This window comes from Streptomyces sp. NPDC060205, from assembly GCF_042728395.1.
Lineage (GTDB): Bacteria > Actinomycetota > Actinomycetes > Streptomycetales > Streptomycetaceae > Streptomyces.
The window spans coordinates 13,131-35,759 of the sequence record NZ_JBHWZP010000063.1 but is presented as its reverse complement, the minus strand read 5'-3'; the positions used below and the strand labels follow the sequence as shown (position 1 = coordinate 35,759).

Sequence of the window (22,629 nt, the reverse complement as noted above, 5' to 3'; positions counted from 1 at the left end):
GCCCCGTGACCCCGGGGAGCGCCGCCACATGTGCCGTGCACCCATAAGAAATCAGTGGGCGATGTCTCCGTAGCCCTCGATCTCGGCCGGGTTGCGGGTGCCGGGGCCGATGTAGCGCGCGGACGGCCGTACGAGGCGGCCGGTGCGCTTCTGCTCCAGGATGTGCGCGGACCAGCCGGCGGTACGGGCACACGTGAACATCGAGGTGAACATGTGGGCCGGCACCTCGGCGAAGTCCAGGACGATGGCGGCCCAGAACTCGACGTTCGTCGCCAGGACACGGTCCGGGCGGCGGGCGTGCAGTTCGGCGAGGGCCGCCTTCTCCAGCGCCTCGGCGATCTCGAAGCGGGGCGCTCCCAGTTCCCGGGCGGTGCGGCGCAGCACACGCGCGCGGGGGTCCTCGGCGCGGTACACCCGGTGGCCGAAGCCCATCAGGCGCTCGCCCTTGTCGAGGGCCTGCTTGACGAACGCGTCGGCGTCGCCCGTGCGTTCGATCTCCTCGATCATGCCGAGGACGCGCGAGGGGGCACCGCCGTGCAGCGGGCCCGACATGGCGCCGACGGCACCGGAGAGGGCCGCCGAGACGTCCGCGCCGGTGGAGGCGATGACGCGGGCGGTGAACGTGGACGCGTTCATGCCGTGCTCGGCGGCGCTGGTCCAGTAGGCGTCGACCGCCGCCACGTGCTTGGGGTCGGGCTCGCCGCGCCAGCGGATCATGAAGCGTTCGACGACGGACTGCGCCTTGTCGATCTCGCGCTGCGGGACCATCGGCAGGCCCTGGCCGCGGGCGGACTGGGCGACGTACGACAGGGCCATGACGGCGGCGCGGGCGAGGTCCGCGCGCGCCTGCTTCTCGTCGATGTCGAGCAGTGGCCTGAGGCCCCACACGGGGGCGAGCATGGCGAGCGCGGACTGGACGTCCACGCGGATGTCACCGGAGTGGACGGGGATCGGAAACGGCTCGGCCGGCGGCAGGCCGGGGTTGAACGCTCCGTCCACGAGCAGCCCCCAGACGTTGCCGAAGGAGACGTGGCCGACCAGATCCTCGATGTCGACGCCCCGGTACCGCAGGGCGCCGCCCTCCTTGTCCGGTTCGGCGATCTCCGTCTCGAAAGCGACGACTCCCTCAAGTCCGGGTACGAAGTCGGACATCAGGCGGCTCCTCATGATGTGTGCGACAGACGATGTGTGGGATGTGCGCTGTGCGGGGTGAGCTGTGCGAGGGGTGGGTGGTGCGGTGTCCTCGTGCGGTGTATTTGGTGGGTGCGAGCGTGCGGTTACGCGGTCGCCTCATGGACTCGCGGTCCGTACGTCACTCCGGTCATGCCCCGTGCGGTCGGCGGTCACCCAACCTCTTGGCAGCAGGACGATATCCCTTGGTGTCACCTTTGGGGAGAGTACGCGGCACTCAGTGCCAGTCAGTGATGAAGCCCACGCCCGGCGGCGAGTACGGCAGGATGACCGGGTGACCGACAGTGACCCCCTTCTCGGCCCCTCGCTCGACCCCGCGTCGATGCGCAAGCAGTACCGGGCCGCGGGACTCGACGAGACCGAGCTGGCCGACCACCCCATGGAGCAGTTCGCGCGCTGGTTCGTCGAGGCCGCGGCGCACGGTGAGGCGCGGGGCGGGGTGTACGAGCCGAACGCGATGGTCGTGTCCACGGCGGACGCGCAGGGGCGGCCCAGTTCCCGCACGGTGCTGCTGAAGCAGTACGACGAGCGGGGCTTCGTCTTCTTCACGAACTACGAGTCCCGCAAGGCGCGCGAGCTGGCGGAGAATCCGCACGTGTCGTTGCTCTTCCCGTGGCATCCGGTGGCGCGGCAGGTCGTCGTCTCGGGGACCGCGCGGCGTACGGGGCGGGACGAGACGGCTGCGTACTTCCGGACGCGGCCTCATGGGTCGCAGCTGGGGGCCTGGGCGAGTACGCAGTCCTCTGTCGTGTCCTCGCGGGACGAGCTGGATGCGTCGTACGCGTCCTTGGTCGCGCGCTATCCCGAGGGGGAGCAGGTGCCTGTGCCGCCGCACTGGGGTGGGTTCCGGGTTTCGCCCCGGGCGGTCGAGTTCTGGCAGGGGCGGGAGAATCGGTTGCACGACCGGTTGCGGTACGTGGCTGTGCCCGACGGGCAGTGGCGGGTCGAGAGGCTCAGTCCCTGAGGTCCGGATTGCGTCTGCGGGTCCGTCGTGGCTGGTCGCGCAGTTCCCCGCGCCCCTGAAGGCAAAAGACTGCGCCGTTCCCCGCGCCCCTGGAGGCAAGAAAACCTCAGCCCAGTGCGTTGTCCAGGATTGCTGCCCATTGGGTGACCACCCTTGCGCGGCGGGTCGTGTCGTCCGTGAGGAGGTTGGCGAGGCCCAGGCCTCGGGACATGTCCAGGAAGCCCTGGACCGTTTCGCGGACGCCCGGGCGGGTCTCGTCGGCGTTCAGGAGGTCCACGGCGATGCGGTGGGTCTCGCGGCCGACGCGGCCTTCCAGTTCGGTGACGCGGGAGCGCAACTGGTCCTCGTTCGACGCGGCGACCCACAGGTGCAGGGCGGCGCGGAACAGGGGTCCCGTGTAGAGGTCGACCAGGGCGGCGACGACGGCACGGCGGTCCGCGGCGCCCTCGGGGAAGAGGGCGCGCAGCGCGGTGGAGCGTTCCTCGGCGACGTACTCGACGGCCGCCGTGAAGAGGTCCTCGCGGGTCGGGAAGTGGTGCTGGGCGGCGCCCCGCGACACTCCGGCGCGTTCGGCGACGACGGAGACCGTGGAGCCCGCCCAGCCGCGTTCGGCGAGGCAGGCGACCGCGGCTTCGAGGAGGCGTTGCCGGGTGGCGCGGCTGCGGTCCTGTTTGGGGACGCGCTCCACCGGCGCCTGCGCCGCGCCGTTCACCAAACCCATGAGGGATCCCGTCGTTCGAGGAAGGCCGTCATACCCTCGCGGGCCTGCGCGGAGGAGAACAGCCGGGCCGAGAGCGCGGTCAGGTCGGCCGCGTCCCGGTCGAAGGTGTCCAGCACCTTAGCCGTGAGCAGCCGCTTCGTCTCGGCCAGCCCCTGGGGCGAGGACCGTCGCAGTCCGTCGAGCACCGGCGCGAGTACGTCGTCCACGGCCTCCCCCGCCGCCCCCGCCACCGTGACGAGGCCGATGCGGGCGGCCTCGGCCGCGTCGAACTTCTCGCCGGTGAGGTAGTAGCGGGCCACCGCGCGCGGGTCGAGGCGCGGCAGGAGGGGCAGCGAGATCACGGCGGGGGCGACCCCGATGCGTACCTCCGTGAAGGCGAACGTGGCCTCCTGGGAGGCCGCCGCGAGGTCGCAGGCGCCGAGCAGCCCGAGGCCGCCCGCGCGGACGTGTCCGGTGACGCGGGCGACGACGGGCTTGGGCAGTTCGACGATCTGCCGCAGCAGGGCGACGAGTGTGTCGGGGTGCGGCGGGTCGTTGAGGTCCGCGCCCGCGCTGAAGGTGTTGCCGGTGTGGGTGAGGACGACGGCGCGTACGTCACCGTCCTTGCCGGCCTCCGTCAGCGCGTCCGCCAGGTCCGCCACCAGCCGGGCGGAGAGGGCGTTGCGCCGTTCGGGCGCGTCGAGCGCGAGGGTGGTGATTCCGCGCTCGTACGACCGCCGCACCGTCGTCATGCGCGCTCCCGCAGTTCTCGTCGGAGGATCTTCCCGGAGGCCGCCCTGGGCACGGCGTCGAGGAACGTGACGTGCCGGACCTTCTTGTACGGGGCGACGCGCTCGGCGACGTACTCCATGACGTCGTTCCCGGTGAGGTCGGGCGCGGCCGGCTGGCGTACGACGTACGCGTGCGGCCTCTCGTTGTTGTCGGTGTCGTAGACGCCGATGACGGCCGCGTCGGCGATGCCGGGGTGCGTCAGCAGGAGGGCTTCGAGTTCGGCGGGGGCCACCTGGAAGCCCTTGTACTTGATGAGTTCCTTGACCCGGTCGACGACGTACAGCCAGCCGTTCGCGTCGACGTGGCCGACGTCCCCGGTGGAGAGCCAGCCGTCGTCGTCGATCATCTGGGCCGTCTCGACGGGCCGGCCGAGGTACCCCTTCATGACCTGGGGGCCGCGGATGACGATCTCGCCGCGTTCGTCGACGCCGAGGTCCTTTCCGGGGTCGTCCAGGGAGACGATGCGCATCTCCGTGCCGGCGATGAGTTTGCCGACGCTTCCGGGGGGCGGGTCCGTCTCCGCCAGCGGGACTACGTGGGTGCCGGGCGAGAGTTCCGTCATGCCGTACGCCTGGCCGACCGGCGGCAGGCCGAGCCGGCGCGAGCACGCTTCGGCGAGTTCGGCGTCCAGGGGGGCCGCCGCGCTGATGACGTACTTCAGGGACGACAGGTCGTAGCCCTCGACGGCCGGGTGCTTGGCGAGGGCGAGGACGATCGGCGGGGCCACGTAGAGGCCGGTGATGCGGTGTTTCTCGATGGCGGCGAGGAACGTGTCGAGGTCGAAGCGCGGCAGCACGACGACGGTGGCGCCCTGCCTGAGGGGTGCGTTCATCAGGGCCGTGAGCCCGTAGATGTGGAAGAACGGCAGCACGGCAAGGATGCGGTCGCCGGGGCCCATCGGCATGGTCGGCGTCAGCTGCGCGAGGTTGGTGGCGATGTTCCGGTGGGTGAGCATCACCCCCTTGGGGCTGCCGGTCGTCCCCGAGGAGTACGGGAGGGCCGCCACGTCCGCCACCGGGTCGATGTCGATCCGCGGCTCGGGGGCGGTGGAGCCGAGCATGTCGAGCAGCGAGCGGTGCCCCTCGGCCTGGTCGCAGACGAGGATCTCCCGGATGCCGCCCGCGAGTTCGGCCGCCGCGCGGGCCGTCTCCAGGAGCGGCGACACGGTGACGATCCACTGGGCGGCGCAGTCCCGCAGCTGTTTCGCGAACTCCTCGGGCGTGGCGAGGGGGTGCACGGTGGTGACCGACGCCCCCGCGCGCGTGGCGGCGTAGAACGCCGTGGGGAAGGCCACGGTGTTGGGGCTGTGCAGGGCCAGCACGTCGCCCTTGCGGACGCCGAGTTCGGCGAGCGCGGCGGCGATCCGGCGGTGGAACGTGTCGAGTTGGGCGTAGGTGAGGGTCATGCCGTTCACGCCGTCGATCAGCGCGGGTGCGTCGCCCCGGGAGGCGGCGCTGCCCAGCACCGCCTCGTGGATGGGTTCTTCGACGGCGGGAACGTCCTCGTACTCGCTGCGGAACACCATGGCGGGCCCTTTCCAGGAGCCGGAAGTTGCACGGAAGCCGGAGGCTGTACGGGAGATGGTGCCTAATAGGACTTGGGCAGGCCCAGGGTCTGGTGCGAGACGTAGTTGAGGATCATCTCGCGGCTGACGGGTGCGATACGGGCCACCCGGGACGCGGTGATGAGCGACGCGAGGCCGAACTCGCCGGTCAGGCCGTTGCCGCCGAGCGTGTGCACGGACTGGTCGACGGCCTTCACGCACGCTTCCGCCGCCGCGTACTTCGCCATGTTGGCGGCCTCCCCGGCGCCGACGTCGTCCCCGGAGTCGTACAGGAGGGCGGCCTTCTGCATCATCAGGCGGGCGAGTTCGAGGTCGATGTGGGCCTGGGCGAGGGGGTGCGCGATGGCCTGGTGGGCGCCGATGGGCTCGCGCCAGACGGTGCGTTCGCGGGCGTAGACGAGGGCCTTGGACAGCGCGTAGCGGCCCATGCCGATGGCGAAGGCGGCGGTCATGATGCGTTCGGGGTTCAGGCCCGCGAAGAGCTGCAGCAGGCCCGCGTCCTCGTCGCCGACGAGCGCGTCGGCGGGCAGCCGTACGTCGTCCAGGGTCAGCTCGAACTGCTTCTCCGCGCCGTGCAGTTCCATGTCGATCTGCCGTCGCCCGAAGCCGGGGGCGTCCCGCGGGACGATGAACAGGCACGGCTTGAGCTTGCCGGTGCGGGCGTCCGCCGTGCGGCCGACGACGAGAGTGGCGTCGGCGATGTCGACGCCCGAGATGAACACCTTGCGGCCGGTGAGGATCCAGTCGGCCCGGCCCTCCGGCTGTCCCGCCGGGCCGTCGGTCGCGCGGCGGGCCGTGGTCGTGATGCGGTGGCTGTTGGAGCCGGCGTCGGGCTCGGTGATGCCGAAGGCCATGGTGCGGGTGCCGTCGGCGAGGCCCGGGAGCCACTCCCGCTTCTGCTCTTCGGTACCGAAGCGGGCGATCACCGTGCCGCAGATGGCCGGTGAGACCACCATCATGAGCAGGGGGCAGCCCGCGGCGCCGAGTTCTTCGAGGACTATGGAGAGTTCGGCTATGCCGCCTCCGCCACCGCCGTGTTCCTCCGGAAGGTTGACGCCGAGGTAGCCGAGCTTGGCGGCTTCCGCCCACAGTTCGGTGGGGTGGGATTTTTCCGCGATGACCTTGTCGAGGTAGGCGCGGCCGTAGCGGTTGCCGAGGGCGGACACCGCTGCGCGGAGGGCCTTGTGCTCTTCGGATTCCAGGACCGTTGCCATGAGGGCTCCTCGGGTGGAGGGTGCGGGGGCGGGTACGGGTGCGTCGTGGCTGGTCGCGCAGTTCCCCGCGCCCCTGAAGGACAAAGACGAAAGATTGCGCCGTTCCCCGCGCCCCTATGTGGGCTCGACGACCGCCAACAAGGTGCCCACCTCGACCTGTTGGCCAGGGGCGGCGCGCAGGGCCGTCAGGGTTCCGGATGCCGGGGCTGTGATCTTGTGTTCCATCTTCATCGCCTCCAGCCAGATCAGGGGCTGGCCCGACCGGACCGGTGTTCCTTCCGCGAGGCCTTCCGCCAGGCGGACGACCGTGCCGGGCATGGGGGCCAGGAGGGAGCCGGGCGCGTGGTCGGGCTCGGGGGCGGGGAAGCGGGGCAGGGCCGTGAGCGTGGTGCCGTTCACGTGGACCCGGTCGCCGTAGCGGGACACCGCGAACTTGCGGCGTACGCCCGCTATGTCGAGTACGACGAGGTCCGCGCCGGCCTGGACCACCTGGACGCCGTCGGCGGCCGGGCCCTGCCGGGTGTGCCGGTAGTGGACCTCGTGCTCCTCCCCCGCCACGAGGTAGCGCCTGCTCTGCGGCTGCGAGGGCAGGTTCCGCCAGCCGCCGAACCGGGAGCGGCCGTGCGCGTCGGCGAGCGCGGCGGCCAGGGGGGCGTACGGGTCCGGGGCCGCCTCGGTGAGGTCGGCGAGGTGGTGTGCGTAGAAGGCCGTGTTCATCCGGGCCGCCGTGAACTCCTCGTGGCGCAGGGAGCGTACGAGCAGGTCGCGGTTGGTGACCGGGCCGTGGACGGTCGCCCGTTCCAGGGCTCCGGCGAGTCTGCGGACCGCCTCCGCGCGGGTGGGCGCGTGGGCGACGACCTTGGCGATCATGGCGTCGTAGTGGACGCCGATCGTGTCGCCGTCGCCGTAGCCGGTGTCCAGGCGGACGCCGGGTACGGCCAGGCGGTGCAGGGTGCCGGTCTGCGGGGCCCAGTCCTGGGCGGGGTCCTCGGCGTAGAGGCGGGCCTCGACCGCGTGGCCGGACGGGGCCGGCGGGTCGCCGTCGAGGGTGCCGCCCTCGGCGACGCGCAGTTGCAGGGCGACCAGGTCCGTCCCGAACACAGCCTCCGTCACCGGGTGTTCGACCTGGAGGCGGGTGTTCATCTCCAGGAAGTGGACGCGGTCCTCGCCGACGCGATCGGTCGAGACCAGGAACTCCACCGTGCCCGCGCCCGTGTACAAGATCGTGCGGGCGGCTGCCGTCGCCGCCGAGAGCAGGCGCTGCTCCGTCTCGGGGCCGAGGCCCGGCGCGGGGGCCTCCTCGATGACCTTCTGGTGGCGGCGCTGGAGGGAGCAGTCGCGGGTGCCGAGCGCCCACACCGTGCCGTGGCCGTCGGCGACGATCTGCACCTCGACGTGCCGCGCGTTTTCGACGTACGGCTCGACGAAGACCGTGCCGTCCCCGAAGGCGCTCCGGGCCTCCGCGGAGGCTGCCGCCAGCTCATCCTTCAGGTGGACGAGTTCGCGGACGATCCGCATGCCGCGTCCGCCGCCGCCCGCCGACGCCTTCACCAGGACGGGCAGGTCCTTCGCGGTCACGGCGTCCGGGTCCAGGGGAGCGAGCAGCGGCACCCCGGCGGCGGCCATCAGCTCCTTGGCGCGGGTCTTGGAGGCCATCGCCTCGATCGCCTCGGGGGACGGGCCGACCCAGACGAGGCCCGCGTCGAGGACGGCCCGCGCGAAGTCGGCGTTCTCGGAGAGGAAGCCGTAGCCGGGGTGGACGGCGTCGGCGCCCGCCGCGACGGCGGCCTTCACGATCAGCTCGCCGCGCAGATACGTATCGGCGGGCGAGCTGCCCGGCAGGCGTACGGCGGAGTCGGCCACGCGCGCGTGGAGCGCGTCCGCGTCGGCGTCCGAGTACACGGCGACGGTACGGATGCCCAGCTCATGGCAGGTGCGGAAGACACGGCAGGCGATCTCGCCGCGGTTGGCGACCAGCAGACTCGCAATCATGGGGCCTCTCACATCACTCACGCCCGTCACATCACTCACGCCTCTCACATCCGGAAGACGCCGAAGCCGCCGCGCGCGCCCTCGTAGGGGGCCGTGTGGAGGGCGGACAGGCACAGGCCGAGGACGGTCCGGGTGTCGCGCGGGTCGATGACGCCGTCGTCGTACAGGCGCCCGGACAGGAACATCGGCAGGGACTCGGACTCGATCTGCTGCTCCACCATGGCGCGCAGGGCCGCGTCGGCGTCGTCGTCGTACGGCTGCCCCTTCGCGGCGGCGGACTGCCGGGCGACGATCGACAGGACGCCGGCGAGCTGCTGCGGGCCCATGACTGCGGACTTGGCGCTGGGCCAGGCGAACAGGAAGCGCGGGTCGTACGCGCGGCCGCACATGCCGTAGTGGCCCGCTCCGTAGGAGGCGCCCATGAGGACGGACAGGTGCGGGACGCGGCTGTTGCTCACCGCGTTGATCATCATCGCGCCGTGTTTGATGATGCCGCCCTGCTCGTACTCCTTGCCGACCATGTAGCCGGTGGTGTTGTGCAGGAAGAGCAGCGGGATGTCGCGCTGGTTGGCGAGCTGGATGAACTGGGCGGCCTTCTGCGACTCCTCGCTGAACAGCACGCCGCGCGCGTTGGCGAGGATGCCGACGGGATAGCCGTGCAGGTTCGCCCAGCCGGTCGTCAGGCTCGTCCCGTAGAGCGGCTTGAACTCGTCGAAGTCGGAGCCGTCGACGATCCGCGCGATGACCTCGCGCGGGTCGAAGGGGTGCTTGAGGTCGCCGGGCACGATGCCCAGCAGTTCCTCGGGGTCGTACTTGGGCGGCTCGGACGGGGCCGGATCGGCGTACGCCTTGCGGTGGTTGAGGCGGGCGACCACGCGCCGCGCCTGCCGCAGGGCGTCCCGCTCGTCGACGGCGAAGTAGTCGGCGAGTCCCGACACGCGCGCGTGCATCTCGGCGCCGCCCAGGGACTCGTCGTCGCTCTCCTCGCCGGTGGCCATCTTCACCAGCGGCGGCCCGCCGAGGAAGACCTTCGCACGCTCCTTGACCATGATCACGTGGTCGGACATGCCGGGGATGTACGCGCCGCCCGCGGTGGAGTTGCCGAAGACGACGGCGACGGTCGGGATACCGGCCGCCGAGAGCCGGGTGATGTCCCGGAAGATGGCGCCCCCGGGGATGAAGATCTCCTTCTGGGAGGGCAGATCGGCGCCGCCCGACTCGACGAGGCTGATGCTCGGGAGACGGTTCGCGTACGCGATGTCGTTGGCCCGCAGGGCCTTCTTCAGGCTCCAGGGGTTGCTGGCTCCGCCGCGTACGGTCGGGTCGTTGGCCGTGATCAGGCACTCGACGCCCTCGACGACACCGATGCCCGTGACGAGCGAGGCGCCCACCGTGTACTCGCTGCCCCAGGCGGCGAGCGGCGACAGTTCGAGGAACGGGGTGTCGGGGTCGATAAGCAGCTCGATGCGTTCGCGGGCGAGCAGTTTGCCGCGCCCCCGGTGCCGGGCCACGTACTTCTCGCCGCCGCCCGCGAGGGCCTTGGCGTGCTCGGTGTCGAGGTCGGCGAGCTTGCCGAGCATGGACTCGCGGTGGGCCGCGTAGTCGGCGGAGGAGGTGTCCAGCGCGGACGCCAGGACCGTCACAGCAGTACCTCCGGTATGTCGAGGTGGCGGGAGCGCAGCCATTCGCCGAGGGCCTTGGCCTGCGGGTCGAAGCGGTGCTGCGCGGCGACGCCCTCGCCGAGGATCCCCTGGACGACGAAGTTCAGGGCGCGCAGATTGGGCAGGACGTGCCGTACGACGGTCAACTCTGCCGTCTCCGGGAGGAGTTCGTGGAACGTATCCGTGGTGAGGGTGTGGGCGAGCCAGCGCCAGGCGTCGTCCGTGCGTACCCAGACGCCGACGTTCGCGTTGCCGCCCTTGTCGCCGCTGCGGGCCCCGGCGACGCGGCCGAGGGGCGCGCGGCGCACGGCGGACCCGGCGATGGGGAGGGGTTCGGGGAGCGGCGGTTCCTGAGCGGGTGCGAGCGGCTGGAGTACGCGGGTGTCGTGGGGCGGCGACACAGTGATCCGGCGTCCGTCGTGGAGGACCGCCACATGGTCCACATCCACATGGGGGACGTACACATCCTCGAAGACCCCATAGGGGGCGCCCTTTCCCGGTGGTGCCATCACATGGAATCCGGGGTAGCTGCCCAGGGCCAGTTCGATGGCGGCTCCACTGAGCGTGCGGCCCACGGCGTCCTGGTCGGGGTCGCGCACGACGAGCCTCAGCAGGGCGCTCGCGGTCTCCTCGGTGGGCGCGTCGGGGCGGTCGGTGCGGACGAGTTCCCAGCGGACCTCGGCGGGGCGGGGCTTGGCTCCCGCGAGCGCGGCCTCCAGCTGGGCCCGCACGAACGCGGCCTTCGCCTCGATGTCGAGCCCGGTCAGCACGAAGGCGACCTCGTTGCGGAAGCCGCCGAGCCGGTTGAGCCCGACCTTGAGCGTGGGCGGCGGCGCCTCGCCCCGCACGCCGTCGACCCGTACGCGGTCGGGGCCCTCCTGGGTGAGGCGGACCGAGTCGAGGCGGGCGGTGACGTCGGGGCCCGCGTACCGGGCGCCCGCCGTCTCGTACAGGAGCTGGGCGGTGACCGTGCCGAGGTCCACGACGCCGCCGGTGCCGTCGTGCTTGGTGATGACGCTCGTGCCGTCCGCGTGGAGTTCTGCGACCGGGAAGCCCGGGTGGTGCAGCCGGGCCGGGTCGTGCTCGGTGAAGAAGGCGTAGTTGCCGCCGGTGGCCTGCGTGCCACACTCCAGCACGTGCCCGGCGACGACGGCTCCCGCGAGCCGGTCGTACGCGTCCGGCGCCCAGCCGAAATGGGCGACCGCGGGCCCGGTGACCAGGGCGGCGTCGGTGACCCGGCCGGTGACGACGATGTCCGCGCCCTCGCGCAGACAGGTGGCGATGCCCTCGCCGCCCAGGTAGGCGTGCGCGGCGAGGTTCCCCGGACCGGGGTGGCGGGCGGTGAGGTCGTCGCCCTCGACGTGGGCGATCCGCGCCGGGATGCCGAGCCGGGCCGCCAGCTCCCGTACGGCGTCGGCGAGTCCGGCCGGGTTGAGGCCGCCCGCGTTGGCCACGATCCGTACGCCCCGCTCGTGTGCAAGGCCCAGGCACTCCTCCAGCTGGCGCAGGAAGGCGCGGGCGTAACCGCCGGCCGGGTTCTTCAGGCGGTCGCGGCCGAGGATGAGCATGGTGAGTTCGGCGAGGTAGTCACCGGTCAGGACGTCCAGCGGGCCGCCGGTGAGCATCTCGCGCATGGCGTCGAACCGGTCGCCGTAGAAGCCGGAGGCGTTGCCTATGCGCAGGGGGCGGGTGGCGCGGGTGGCCGGGTCCGGCGCCGGGCCGGGTGCGTCGGAGGCAGGGCGGCCGGTGGTGGGGCGGCCGGTACTGGGACCGCCGGTCATTCCGTGGTCCCCTTCGGTGCGCGGCCCGTGCCGGGTGGGCCCGCGAAGGCCTGGGCGATGTCCAGCCAGCGGTCGGCGTCGAGGCCCTTTGCCCGGACCGCGAGGTCGACGCGGTTCGCCCGCTGGGTGACGAGCAGGCAGAAGTCGAGCGCGGGGCCGGTGACGCGCTGGGCGGCGTCCTCGGGGCCGTACGCCCACACCTCGCCCGAGGGTGCGGTGAGCTCTACACGGAAATCCTCCTCCGGCGGGGTGAGCCCTCGTACCCCGAAGGCGAAGTTCCGGGCCCGCACACCGATGCGCGCCACATGACGGAGACGGTCGGTGGGTGGCCTCATCACATGCAAGGTGTCCGCGATGTCCTGGCCGTGGGCCCACGTCTCCATGAGACGGCCCGTCGCCATGGAGGCCACCGACATGGGCGGCCCGTACCAGGGGAAGCGCGTTCCGGCGGGTGCCGCGCGCAGGGCCTTCTCCAGTGCCTGCCGCCCGGCACGCCACTCGGCGAGGAGTCGGTCCGGGGGCAGCGCGGCCCCCTCGTCCGCGCCCTCGTCCACGAAACCGTCGGGCGAGGCGAGCGCCTTCTCGACCTCATGCGCGAAGGCCGGGGCGTCGGTCACGGCGAGCAGGGCGGACCGGTCGGTCCAGGCGAGGTGCGCGATCTGGTGCGCGACGGTCCACCGGGGGGCCGGGGTGGCGAGCGTCCAGCGCTCCTCCTCCAACTCACCCACCAGGGCGTCGAGTTGCTCGCTCTCCCGGCTCAGATCGTCGATCACGGACGACGGGTCGGACACGATGGCGCTCCCCTCGGGGCACAACGGTGTGCGGTGCGCGGCGCATGGTGTGCGGTGCGTTCTGGAGCATGGCAGCGGCCGGAGAAACAATCAAGCGTGCTTGCATTGATTGATGCGGACGCAGGGGCTGCACACACGTGAGCCCATGCCATGGATTGTCGCGACCTCATGGGTCAGGCAACACACATGTGCCTATTGAGGTGCGTTCCAGGCATTGCCGGACACTTCACCCGGGAGCAGCATGCGGTGTACGGCGGGGGCGCACACCGCGGTCACCCGTCCCGACATCCGACAGGGTTACAGAGAGGGCCACATGAGCACCCATTCGGAACCCCTGCGTCGCCTGGCTCTGGACAGGCTCATCAAGGACGCCGGTGGAACGGCACTGCCCGACGACGCGTCCGACGAACCGCATTTCGCCGAACTTCTCGACGAATGCGCGGCGTTGATCGACGAGATCACCTTCACCAAGAAGAACGACGGACATGTGGCGCAGGCGACGATGGGCGCCCATCCCCTCGTCACCTACGACCCCGCGTACTCGTCCGGGGAGGCCACCACGGACGACGCACCGTTCCGCACGGCCTCGATACTCCACGAGATCATGCACGTGAGCGTGGACAAGCTCTACGACAAGCCCACCGATCCGAGCGAGAACATCTACTGGCAGTCGGTGAACTTCCACTACGCCACCACGGCCGGCAGTTCGTTCGCCGAACAGAGCCAGACCGTGACGGACAACCTGCAGAAGGTCATGGCCCGCGCCACCGCCGACTCCAAGGTGGACACGACGCTGCGCAGCCACATCGAGAGGCGTTACATCTACGGCTGCGCCGGCCCGCACGTCCACTACGACACGGTCCTGCTCGACCTTCTCGTCTATCTGCGCCTGAAGGGGCACAGCAGGAAGAACGTGCTCTTCGCCTACCTGACCAAGCTGTCGCAGGAGGCACGGAACCGTCGCACGGACTCGAAGGGCGGCCCCGTACCGCCCGCGTCCGCGACCTGAGAGAGGGCCCGCCCTCCTCGGTCGCCGCGCCCCCGGTCCGCACCCCGGGAGCGTCCGGTCAACGGGCCCGCAGTGACTCCCCTAGCCCACGTTCTTGGCTTTTCCGCGGCCCACCTGGGTGCGTACCGCTCCCATGCTCGCCGCGATGACCAGGCCGATCGCGAGCCCTTCCGTGACGGACAGCGTCTGGCTCAGGACGAGGAAGCCGGCGATCGAGGCGACGGCCGGTTCCAGGCTCATCAGGACCGCGAAGGTCGAGGCGGGCATCCGGCGCAGGGCGAGCAGTTCCAGCGTGTATGGGAGGACGGAGGAGAGGACCGCGACGGCCGAGCCCAGGGCGAACGTGGTCGGATTCAGCAGCTTGCTGCCCGACTCGACGAGGCCCAGGGGCAGGAACGCCACCGCCGCGACCACCATCGCCAGCGCGAGCCCGTCGGCCTGCGGGAAGCGGCGCCCCGTACGGGCGCTGAAAACTATGTACGCGGCCCACATGGCGCCTGCCGACAGGGCGAAGGCGACACCTATGGGGTCGAGGGTGCTGAAGCCTCCGCCGCCCAGCAGGAAGACACCGCCCAGGGCGAGGCCGGCCCAGACGAGGTTGACGGCCCGGCGGGAGACGACCACCGAGAGGATCAGCGGGCCGAGCACTTCGAGGGTGACGGCGGGGCCGAGCGGGATGCGGGCCACCGACTGGTAGAAGAGGCCGTTCATCGCGGCCATCGTGATGCCGAAGACGACGACCGTGCCCCAGTCCGCGCGGGAGTGGCCGCGCAGCTTGGGCCGGCAGATCACCATCAGGACGATCGCGGCGACGGCGAGGCGCAGGGAGACCACGCCTAGCGCTCCCGCTCGCGGCATGAGGCTCACGGCGAGGGCGCCGCCGAACTGGACGCTGATGCCGCCGGCCAGGACCAGGCCCACCGGGCCCAGGGCCCTGATGCCTCGGGGGGTCGCCTCCGCGGAGGGCTCGGACGTGGGGTCCGGGGTCGCCGCGGCGGTGGCGGGGTCGGCGACCGGGAGGGGGTGGTCGGCGCGGGGGATGGTCACGGGGCGTCCAGGAAGTTCGGGTCGGGTCAGGTCGGTCGGGTGCGCGGTGTGTACATCGTGGTGGACTTGCCAGTCCAGGGTAATGGACTTGGTCAGGGTTGTGAAGCGGTTTTGCAGCTTACGCGTGCGCTCTGCTGGGGGTGGGGGACCTTGTGGGCGGGGGTGGGGGTGCGGGGCGTGGGGGTGTGCGGGTCCGCTGGGGCTGGGCGCGCCGTTCCCCGCGCCCCTTAGGGGGTGGGGGTGAAGGTCGTACGGTCAGTGCGGGTCCGATGGGGCTGGGCGCGCCGTTCCCCGCGCCCCTTAGGGGGTGGGGGGGCAAGGTCGTACGGTCAGTGCGGGTCCGATGGGGCTGAGCGCGCCGTTCCCCGCGCCCCTTGGGGGGTGGGACTCAGTTGTCGGAAGTTGGTAGGGCTTCTGCCAGGATCTCTGCCAAGTGGTGGGCCTGTGTTCTTGCTGTTTGGTGCAGTTGGGTGCGGCAGGAGAAGCCGTCGGCCAGGAGTACGGCGTTTTCGGGGGCCTCTCGGATCGCCGGGAGCAGTTGTTCCTCGGCGCAGGCCGTCGAGACCTCGTAGTGGCCCTTCTCGAAGCCGAAGTTGCCCGCGAGACCGCAGCAGCCGCCCGCCAGGGCGCCGGTCAGGCCGGCCGCCTCGCGCAGGCGGCGGTCCGCGGCGTCGCCCAGGACCGCGTGCTGGTGGCAGTGGGTCTGGCCGACGACCGGGCGGTCCAGCCGCGGGGGCGTCCAGTGCGGGGCGTGGCGTTCCAGCGCCTCCGCGAACGTCACCACCGCCGCCGCCAGGCGCCGCGCGCGCGGATCGCCGGGCAGCACCTCCGGCAGATCCGTCCGCAGGGCCGCCGCGCAGCTCGGTTCGAGGACGACGACGGGCGGGGGCCCGCAGGCGGACGCCGGGTCCAGGAGCGGGTCCATCAGGTCGAGCGTGCGGCGCATCACCGTGCGGGCGCGGTCCAGCTGGCCCGTCGAGACGTAGGTCAGGCCGCAGCAGACCCCCGGGCCGGGGCCGCGGGACGACGGTCGGCCGTCGGCGGTCACCGGCGTCACGTCCAGGCCCGCTGCCTCCAGGACCCGTACGGCCGCCCTGCCGACGGACGGGGAGAGGTGTTCCGTGAAGGTGTCCGGCCACAGGAGCACCCTCCTCGGTGCGGCGGAATCCGTCGGCGGTTCCACGGGCCCCGTCCGCGCGCCGCCGTCCCGGGCCCACCACCGGCTGAACGTCTCCCCCGCCACCCGGGGGATCTCCCGCTCCGGCGCGATGCCGCCCAGCCGTTTGGCGAGCGCCGCCAACGGGCGGACCGAGGCGAGGAAGTTGACCGGCCGTGCCGTACGGGTGCGGCCCACCAGCCGTAGCCACAACGGCAGCCACCCCATCGCGTAGTGCGCCGCCGGCCGACTGCGGCCCTCGTAGTGGTGGTGCAGGAACTCCGCCTTGTACGTGGCCATGTCGACGCCCACCGGGCAGTCCGAGCGGCAGCCCTTGCAGGACAGGCAGAGGTCCAGCGCGTCGCGTACCTCCGTGGAGCGCCAGCCGTCCGTGATCACCTCGCCCGCCAGCATCTCGTGCAGCAGCCGCGCGCGCCCCCGCGTGGAGTGCTCCTCCTCACCGGTGACGCGGAAGGAGGGGCACATGGCCGAGGAGCCCGGCGCCGACTCGGTGCGGCACTTGGCGACGCCCACGCAGCGGCGTACCGCCGCCGAGAAGTCCCCGCCGTCGGCCGGGTAGCCGAACTCGACGTCCACCGGTTCGCGCGGGAGGACGGCGAACCGCAGGTTCTCGTCCAGCCGGTGCGGCCTGACCAGCATGCCGGGGTTGAGCAGCCCGGCCGGGTCCCAGAGGTCCTTCACCCGTTCGAAGAGAGCGACGGCCTCGGGCCCGTACATCTTCGGCAGCAGTTCGGCCCGCGCCTGGCCGTCCCCGTGCTCCCCCGACAGCGAGCCGCCGTGCGAGACGACGAGTTCGGCCAGTTCCTCGGAGAAGCGGCGGAAGCGGCCCACGCCGGCGGGGGTCAGCAGGTCGAAGTCGATGCGTACGTGGATGCAGCCGTCCCCGAAGTGGCCGTACGGCGCGCCGCGCAGCCCGTGGGACGCCAACAGGCCCCTGAAGTCCCGCAGATACGCGCCCAGCCTGGCCGGTGGCACCGCGCAGTCCTCCCAGCCGGGCCAGGCCTCCGTGCCGTCCGGCATGCGGGTCGCCGTGCCGCTGGCGTCCTCGCGGATGCGCCACAGCGTGCGCTGGGCGGCGGGGTCGGTGACGACCAGGGAGTCCGTCACGTCCGCCGCGCGGGCGATCGCCTCGGCACGCGCGCGTGCCTGCGCCTGCGTGTCGCCGCCCGTCTCCACGAACAGCCAGGCGCCGCCCCGGGGCAGGTCCGCGTCCGGGGGTACGAGGTCGGCCGCCATCCCCTCCACCGTCAGCGGCCCGTGGGGCAGCAGGCCGGCCGCCGCTTCCGCCGCCGCGCTCTCGTCCGGGTAGGCGAGGACGGCGAGCGCACGCGCGCGTGGTGCCTGTACGAGGCGTACGACGGCCTCCGTGAGGATGCCGAGGGTGCCCTCGGAGCCGCAGAGGAGGCGGGCCACGTCCGCGCCGCGTTCGGGGAGCAGCGCGTCCAGTGCGTAACCGGAGATGCGGCGCGGGAGGGCGGGGAAGCCGGTGCGGAGTGTCTTCAACTCGGCTTCCACCAGCGCGCGCAGGCCGTCCGGTGCGCCCGCCCAGCCGGGGCCGGGGCGGAGGCGGTCGCCTCGGGCGGTGAGTACGGAGAGTTCGCTTACGTTGTCCGCCGTCGTGCCCCAGGCCACCGAGTGCGAGCCGCAGGAGTTGTTGCCGATCATTCCGCCGAGCGTGCAGCGGCTGTGGGTCGAGGGGTCGGGGCCGAACCGCAGCCCGTACGGGGCGGAGGCCTCCTGGAGGCGGTCCAGGACGACTCCCGGCTGCACCACGGCCGTGCGGGTGTCTGCGTCCACGGACAGGACGCGGTTCATGTGGCGGGTGAAGTCGAGGACCACGCCCGTGCCGGTCGCCTGGCCGGCGATGGATGTGCCGGCGCCTCGGGCCACGACCGGTACGGCCAGGTCGGCGCACGCGGAGAGTGTTGCCGCTACGTCGTCGGCGTCTCTCGGGGCCACCACGCCCAGGGGGACGCGGCGGTAGTTGGACGCGTCCATGGTGGTGAGCGCTCGGGCGGTTGCGTCGAATTCGACGTCGCCGCGCACGGTGTCGGTCAGCGCTGCGTTCAGCTCGCGCTGCAGTAGCGGTTGCGGCTTGTGCTGCGGCTTGCCCTGATCCGTTTCGCTCATGTGGCCAAGCATGCATGGCCCTCCGGGGGTGGGCGGGAGTGTGCGCCTGCGGCGCGGGGTGGGGGTGTGCTGGTGGCTGTGCTTCGGCTGGCCCGCCGTTGGGGCTGGGCGCGCCGTTCCCCGCGCCCCTTACGGGCTTGCGCCCGGATTTCGGCCTGCCCGCCATCGTGGCCGGGCGCGCCGTTCCCCGCGCCCCTTAGGGGCTTGCGCCCGGATTTCGGCTTCACCGCCGTCGTGGCCGGGCGCGCCGTTCCTCGCGCCCCTTACGGGGCCTGCACCCCCGACTTCGGCCTGTCCGCCGTCGTGGTTGCTCGCGCCGTTCCCCGCGCCCCTTGCGGGGCTTGCGCTTGACCGGTGTCGTGGTTGTGCGGGGCGCTCGGGGGGTGGCGTTTCGTGCGCCCCGTTGTGCGCCGGGGCGGCTCCTCAGGGAATCGGGGACGAATTGTGAGAGTGCGCCAGAACGTGCCCGTTCCGATCACGAAGTCCCATATAGTGACCGCCAGTTGAGCACCAGGTGTCGCATCCCGCCCAGGACACGACCGAGGACACGATTCATGACCGCGCCCACCTCGCAAGCGCGCCCCACAAAAGATCGGCCGTCCCTCGCACAACTCGGCGACGCACGACCCCGTCTGCGTGCCGTCGCCCTCGCTCCGCTCCTGACGGTCGTACCGGCCGGGTTCGCCGTCGGAGCCGCGGTCGCCCTCGCTCCCGCTCAGGCGCGCGTCCCCCTCGGCTGGGGCCTGGGCGCGGCCCTCCTCCTGCTGTGCGCGGCCGTTGCCGTGGCCGGCCATGCCGCACAGACCTCACGATTACTCCTCCGCCGTCTCGAAACGGTCTCCCAGGACGCCGGCCGATTACTCCAGGAGAAGGCCGCCCTCACGGAGGAGTCCGCCAGGGAACAGGCCCGCCTCACCGACGAGTTCACCCGGGAACGCGCGCGACTCGCCGAGCAGAACGCCCACCAGAAGGTGCGGCTCGCCGCCGAACTCGACCGGGAGCGCACCCGGCTCGGCGCCGAGAACGCGCGCGTGACCTACGAGTTGCGGCAGGCGAGAACCGACCGGGCCACCGCGATCGCGGCCTCCGCCAACACCGCCGGCCGCCTCCAGGCCCTCGCCACGAGCATGCTGGCCGACCTGCGCGCCATGGAGGAGCGGCACGCCGACGAGGACGTGCTCGCCGACCTCCTCCACCTCGACCACCGCACCGCGCAGGCGGGCCGTCTCGCCGACTCCGTCGCCGTCCTCACGGGCGCACGCTCCGGCCGCCGCTGGGCCCGGCCCATCGGCATGGAGTCGATCCTGCGCGGCGCGATGGGCCGCATCGGCGGCTATCAGCGCGTACGCGTCCACTCGGCGAGCGAGGCGGCGGTCGCCGGGCACGCCGCCGAAGCCGTGATGCACGCGCTCGCCGAGATCCTCGACAACGCCGCGAACTTCTCACCGCCGACGGCCGAGGTGCACGTCTACGTGGAAGAGGTACCGGCCGGGGTCATCGTCTCCGTGGAGGACAGCGGCCTGGTGATGGGCGAGGCCCAGCTCCGGCGCGCCGAACAGGCCGTCTCCGGTACGCAGACGGGGCTCGGCGGCCTCACCGGCGCCCGGCTCGGGCTCACCGTCGTCGGCCTGCTCGCCCGTAAGTACGGCCTGACGGTCTCCTTCCGCCCATCGGCGCGCGGCGGCACGGGCGTCCTGGTCCGCATCCCGCAGGAGATCCTCGCGACCCCGGCGTCGCCGACCACGACGGCGACGGCGACGGCGACAACCCCTGCTTCCGCTTCCGCCCCTGCTTCCGCCTCCGCTTCCTCCGTACCGCCCTCCGGGCCGGGCTTCACGGGCTTCACACCTGCCTCGTCACCGCCGCCGTTCCGGGCACCCTTTTCACCCTCGGCCCCTGCCCCGGCCCCCGTGCAGACCCCGTACCCGATCCCCGAACCGGCCGACACGGCCGGCGCGACGGGCGCGACGGGCGCGGCCGACACGGCGGCCCCCGTCGTACGAGGGTCCTCGTCGCCCTTCCCCGGGCCGCGCCCCGGGCCCTGGAGCGACCCGGAGGATCCGGAGGCGTTCCCCTGGTCCGGCTCGCACGGGTCGTACGCCGCCTCCCACGCGGTCCCCGACCTGGACCCGGAGCCGGTTCCGGCCCACGGTTTCCGGCCCAGGCCCACCGGCCATCCCGACCACTCCAGCCACTCCAGCCACTCCGATGAGGCCGACCACGCCGATCACGCCGAACTGCTCCCGAGGCGTCACCGCGGGCGCACCCTCGCCGAAGCCGAAGCCGAGGCCGCAAGCGCAGGCGCAGGCGTAGGCGCAAGTGAAGCCGGCGCGGAAGCCGCGGCTGAGGCCCGGCCGGACCACGCCCACCCCACCCCCGACGACGTGATGAACCGCGCCAACCGTTTCAACAGTTTCCGCCAAGCCGTGCGCCGCCCTCCGGCGGACGAGCCCGTACAGCCCCGTACGAGCCCTGCCACCCCCCACCCGGAAGGCGAACCCACGTCATGACCGTCCACACCGGCATCACCTCGGCGACCGACACCACCTCGGCCACCCCGGCCACCTTCTCCGCGTCGACGACCGAGGAAAAGCTCGGCTGGCTCGTACAGGGGCTGCTGGCGCGCACCCCGGGAGCCCGGCATGCGCTCGTCCTCTCCCGGGACGGCCTCAAGCTGTGCAGCACCCCGGAACTCTCCGTCGACCAGGCCGACCACCTCGCCGCCATCGCCGCCGGGATCCAGGCGCTGTCCCACGGGGCCTCGCTCCAGTTCGGGGACGGCACCGGGGACGTACGGTCGGCGATGACCGAGTTCTACGGCGGGATCCTGTTCATCGTGGAGGCGGGCGAGGGCGCGCACCTGGCCCTGGTCACGACCGAGGACGCCGACACCGGGCTCGTCGGGCACAACATGGGCCAGCTCGTGGAGCAACTCGACGGACACCTGAGCGCGCCACCACGCCGGCCATGAGCCGCCCGGGCAGGGACGACGCGCCCGACCGGCTCTACACCCTCACCCAGGGGCGTACCCGGTCCGCGCCCGGCACGCCCTTCGACCTGCTGACGCTGGTCGTCGCCGAATCCGATCCGGTGCCCGGCATGCAGTCGGAGCACGCGGCGATCCTGCGCCTCACCGGGCGGCCCACCGCCGTCGCCGAGGTCGCCGCCGAGCTCCGGCTGCCGGTCACCATCACGAAGATCCTGCTCTGCGACCTGCTCGCCGAGGGCCGCGTCAGCGCCCGCCATCCCCGCAGGGCCGAGCTCGGCGGCCGGCCCGATCCCCACATCCTGGAACAGGTGCTCGTTGGACTCCGCAACCTCTGAAGCCTCTGACGCCCGGGAGACGGCCCGGTGAACCCCGACCCCGTACGCCTCGATGGTCCCCGGTTCCTGTCCGCCGAACCCGCCGCCCTGTACCGGGAGTTGCGGCGCGAGTTCGGCGCGGTGGCCCCGGTGCTGCTCGACGCGGACATCCCGGCGTGGCTCGTCCTCGGCTACCGCGAGCTGCACCAGGTCACCGGGGACGCCGTGCTGTTCAGCCGGGACTCCGGCCTCTGGAACCAGTGGGAACGTGTCCCCGACGGCTGGCCGCTGCTGCCGATGATCGGGCGCGGGCACTCCTCCGTCCTGCACACCGTCGGCCCACGCCACCGCGCGCGCGTGGCGGTGATCGGCGGCGCCCTCGAAGCCGTCGACCCGTTCGAGCTGCGCGCCCACACCGAACGGCTCGCCGACGAGCTGATCGACGCGGTGTGCGCCGACGGCACGACGGACCTCGTCGCGCGGTACGCGGACCTGCTTCCCGTACGGGTCCTCGCGGCCCTCTACGGATTCGCCGACGAGCAGGGGCCGGGCCTGGTCGCCGCCATGAACGACATGGTCGACGGGCGCGAGGACGCCCACGCGGGGCAGCTGCACGTGGCCGCGTGCATGGCGCGGCTGGTGGCGGACCGGGCGGCGCGGCCCGCGGACGACGTGGTCAGCCGCATGCTCGCCGCCGGGCGCACGGCGGCGGGGCCCGCGCTGACGCACGAGGAGATCGCCAAGGATCTGATCGTCATGCTGACCGCGGGCCAGCAGCCGACCGCGGGCTGGATCGGCAACTCGCTGCGGCTGATGCTGACGGACGACCGATTCGCCGCGTCGCTGTTCGGCGGGCGGCGCAGTGTCGCCGAGGCCATGAACGAGGTCCTGTGGGAGGACACGCCCACCCGGACCGTGGCCGGCCGCTGGGCGTCGCGCGACGCCCGGCTCGGCGGGCGGGCCGTCCGCGCGGGGGATCTGCTGCTCCTCGGTGTCCAGGCCGCGAACCACGATCCGCAGGTACGCACCCACGGGACGGCCCTGACCGGTGGGAACGGTGCGCACTTCTCGTTCGGGCACGGGGAGCACCGGTGTCCGTTCCCGGCGCAGGAGATCGCGGAGGTGGTCGCGCGCACGGCGATCGAGGTGGTCCTGGACCGCCTCCCCGACCTCGACCTCGCGGTCCCGGCCGGCTCCCTGACCCGCCGCCCCTCCCCCTGGCTGGGCAGCCTGACCACCCTCCCGGTCCGCTTCACGCCAACGGCGCCGCGGGGCACCTAGGGGCGCGGGGAACTGCGCAAGAGGGGGCGAGG

General features: G+C 72.4%; 17 protein-coding genes. 6 read left to right on the top strand and 11 right to left on the bottom strand.

Features of this window, described 5'->3' with window-relative positions:
• Positions 1-51 precede the first annotated feature (51 nt).
• On the bottom strand, positions 52-1,152 hold the full coding sequence (locus ACFWGJ_RS14155; RefSeq protein ID WP_387323619.1) for a citrate synthase 2: 1,101 nt from the start codon (positions 1,150-1,152) through the stop codon (positions 52-54).
• A gap of 313 nt (positions 1,153-1,465) precedes the next feature.
• On the opposite strand from ACFWGJ_RS14155, the gene pdxH reads away from it, so the two are divergent.
• The gene (pdxH, locus tag ACFWGJ_RS14150; RefSeq protein WP_387323616.1) at positions 1,466-2,155 is read left to right on the top strand and encodes a pyridoxamine 5'-phosphate oxidase; all 690 of its coding nucleotides are present in this window, start codon (positions 1,466-1,468) and stop codon (positions 2,153-2,155) included.
• Between the two features lie 106 nt (positions 2,156-2,261).
• On the opposite strand, the gene ACFWGJ_RS14145 is transcribed toward pdxH, so the two are convergent.
• The 8 genes from ACFWGJ_RS14145 to ACFWGJ_RS14110 form a co-directional block, all read right to left on the bottom strand.
• Positions 2,262-2,876, bottom strand: a complete 615-nt coding sequence (locus tag ACFWGJ_RS14145) for a TetR/AcrR family transcriptional regulator (RefSeq protein ID WP_387323613.1) — start codon at positions 2,874-2,876, stop codon at positions 2,262-2,264.
• Positions 2,864-3,607, bottom strand: a complete 744-nt coding sequence (locus tag ACFWGJ_RS14140; RefSeq protein WP_387323609.1) for an enoyl-CoA hydratase family protein — start codon at positions 3,605-3,607, stop codon at positions 2,864-2,866. Before ACFWGJ_RS14140 ends, ACFWGJ_RS14145 begins: the two co-directional genes overlap by 13 nt.
• Positions 3,604-5,169 (bottom strand): 4-coumarate--CoA ligase family protein, encoded by a 1,566-nt coding sequence (locus ACFWGJ_RS14135; RefSeq protein ID WP_387323623.1) that lies wholly within the window; start codon positions 5,167-5,169, stop codon positions 3,604-3,606. The genes ACFWGJ_RS14140 and ACFWGJ_RS14135 overlap by 4 nt, the downstream gene beginning before the upstream one ends.
• 65 nt (positions 5,170-5,234) lie before the next feature.
• Complete coding sequence (locus tag ACFWGJ_RS14130; RefSeq protein ID WP_387323607.1) at positions 5,235-6,425, bottom strand: acyl-CoA dehydrogenase family protein; 1,191 nt, start codon at positions 6,423-6,425, stop codon at positions 5,235-5,237.
• 114 nt (positions 6,426-6,539) lie between these two features.
• Positions 6,540-8,417: an acetyl/propionyl/methylcrotonyl-CoA carboxylase subunit alpha gene (locus ACFWGJ_RS14125; protein WP_387323605.1), complete on the bottom strand. Its 1,878-nt coding sequence runs from the start codon at positions 8,415-8,417 to the stop codon at positions 6,540-6,542.
• A 44-nt stretch (positions 8,418-8,461) separates the two neighbouring features.
• Positions 8,462-10,060 carry an acyl-CoA carboxylase subunit beta gene (locus ACFWGJ_RS14120; RefSeq protein ID WP_387323604.1) on the bottom strand — a complete coding sequence of 533 codons (1,599 nt, stop codon included), beginning with the start codon at positions 10,058-10,060 and terminating at the stop codon, positions 8,462-8,464.
• Positions 10,057-11,859 (bottom strand): acyclic terpene utilization AtuA family protein, encoded by a 1,803-nt coding sequence (locus tag ACFWGJ_RS14115; protein WP_387323601.1) that lies wholly within the window; start codon positions 11,857-11,859, stop codon positions 10,057-10,059. Before ACFWGJ_RS14115 ends, ACFWGJ_RS14120 begins: the two co-directional genes overlap by 4 nt.
• Positions 11,856-12,650, bottom strand: coding sequence for a TIGR03084 family metal-binding protein (locus ACFWGJ_RS14110; protein ID WP_387323599.1), 795 nt, complete (start codon positions 12,648-12,650; stop codon positions 11,856-11,858). Before ACFWGJ_RS14110 ends, ACFWGJ_RS14115 begins: the two co-directional genes overlap by 4 nt.
• 313 nt (positions 12,651-12,963) lie before the next feature.
• Between ACFWGJ_RS14110 and ACFWGJ_RS14105 the strand changes: the two genes are divergently transcribed.
• Entirely contained in the window at positions 12,964-13,659 is a 696-nt protein-coding gene (locus tag ACFWGJ_RS14105; protein ID WP_381833401.1) for a hypothetical protein, read from the top strand.
• Between the two features lie 81 nt (positions 13,660-13,740).
• Here the strand turns inward: ACFWGJ_RS14105 and ACFWGJ_RS14100 are convergent, their stop codons facing one another.
• Positions 13,741-14,706 carry a DMT family transporter gene (locus ACFWGJ_RS14100; RefSeq protein WP_387323597.1) on the bottom strand — a complete coding sequence of 322 codons (966 nt, stop codon included), beginning with the start codon at positions 14,704-14,706 and terminating at the stop codon, positions 13,741-13,743.
• A 388-nt stretch (positions 14,707-15,094) separates the two neighbouring features.
• A complete protein-coding gene (locus ACFWGJ_RS14095) occupies positions 15,095-18,013 on the bottom strand; it encodes an FAD-binding and (Fe-S)-binding domain-containing protein (RefSeq protein ID WP_387323595.1) in 2,919 nt (972 codons plus the stop codon).
• A 554-nt stretch (positions 18,014-18,567) separates the two neighbouring features.
• On the opposite strand from ACFWGJ_RS14095, the gene ACFWGJ_RS14090 reads away from it, so the two are divergent.
• Genes ACFWGJ_RS14090 through ACFWGJ_RS14075 form a run of 4 tightly spaced genes read left to right on the top strand, consistent with a single transcriptional unit; the run spans position 18,568 to position 22,597 of the window.
• On the top strand, positions 18,568-20,523 hold the full coding sequence (locus ACFWGJ_RS14090) for a sensor histidine kinase (protein WP_387323592.1): 1,956 nt from the start codon (positions 18,568-18,570) through the stop codon (positions 20,521-20,523).
• Complete coding sequence (locus ACFWGJ_RS14085; RefSeq protein WP_387323589.1) at positions 20,520-20,984, top strand: roadblock/LC7 domain-containing protein; 465 nt, start codon at positions 20,520-20,522, stop codon at positions 20,982-20,984. Before ACFWGJ_RS14090 ends, ACFWGJ_RS14085 begins: the two co-directional genes overlap by 4 nt.
• Positions 20,981-21,337 (top strand): DUF742 domain-containing protein, encoded by a 357-nt coding sequence (locus tag ACFWGJ_RS14080; protein ID WP_387323587.1) that lies wholly within the window; start codon positions 20,981-20,983, stop codon positions 21,335-21,337. The genes ACFWGJ_RS14085 and ACFWGJ_RS14080 overlap by 4 nt, the downstream gene beginning before the upstream one ends.
• A 27-nt stretch (positions 21,338-21,364) precedes the next feature.
• Positions 21,365-22,597, top strand: a complete 1,233-nt coding sequence (locus tag ACFWGJ_RS14075) for a cytochrome P450 (protein WP_387323584.1) — start codon at positions 21,365-21,367, stop codon at positions 22,595-22,597.
• Positions 22,598-22,629: the final 32 nt, after the last annotated feature.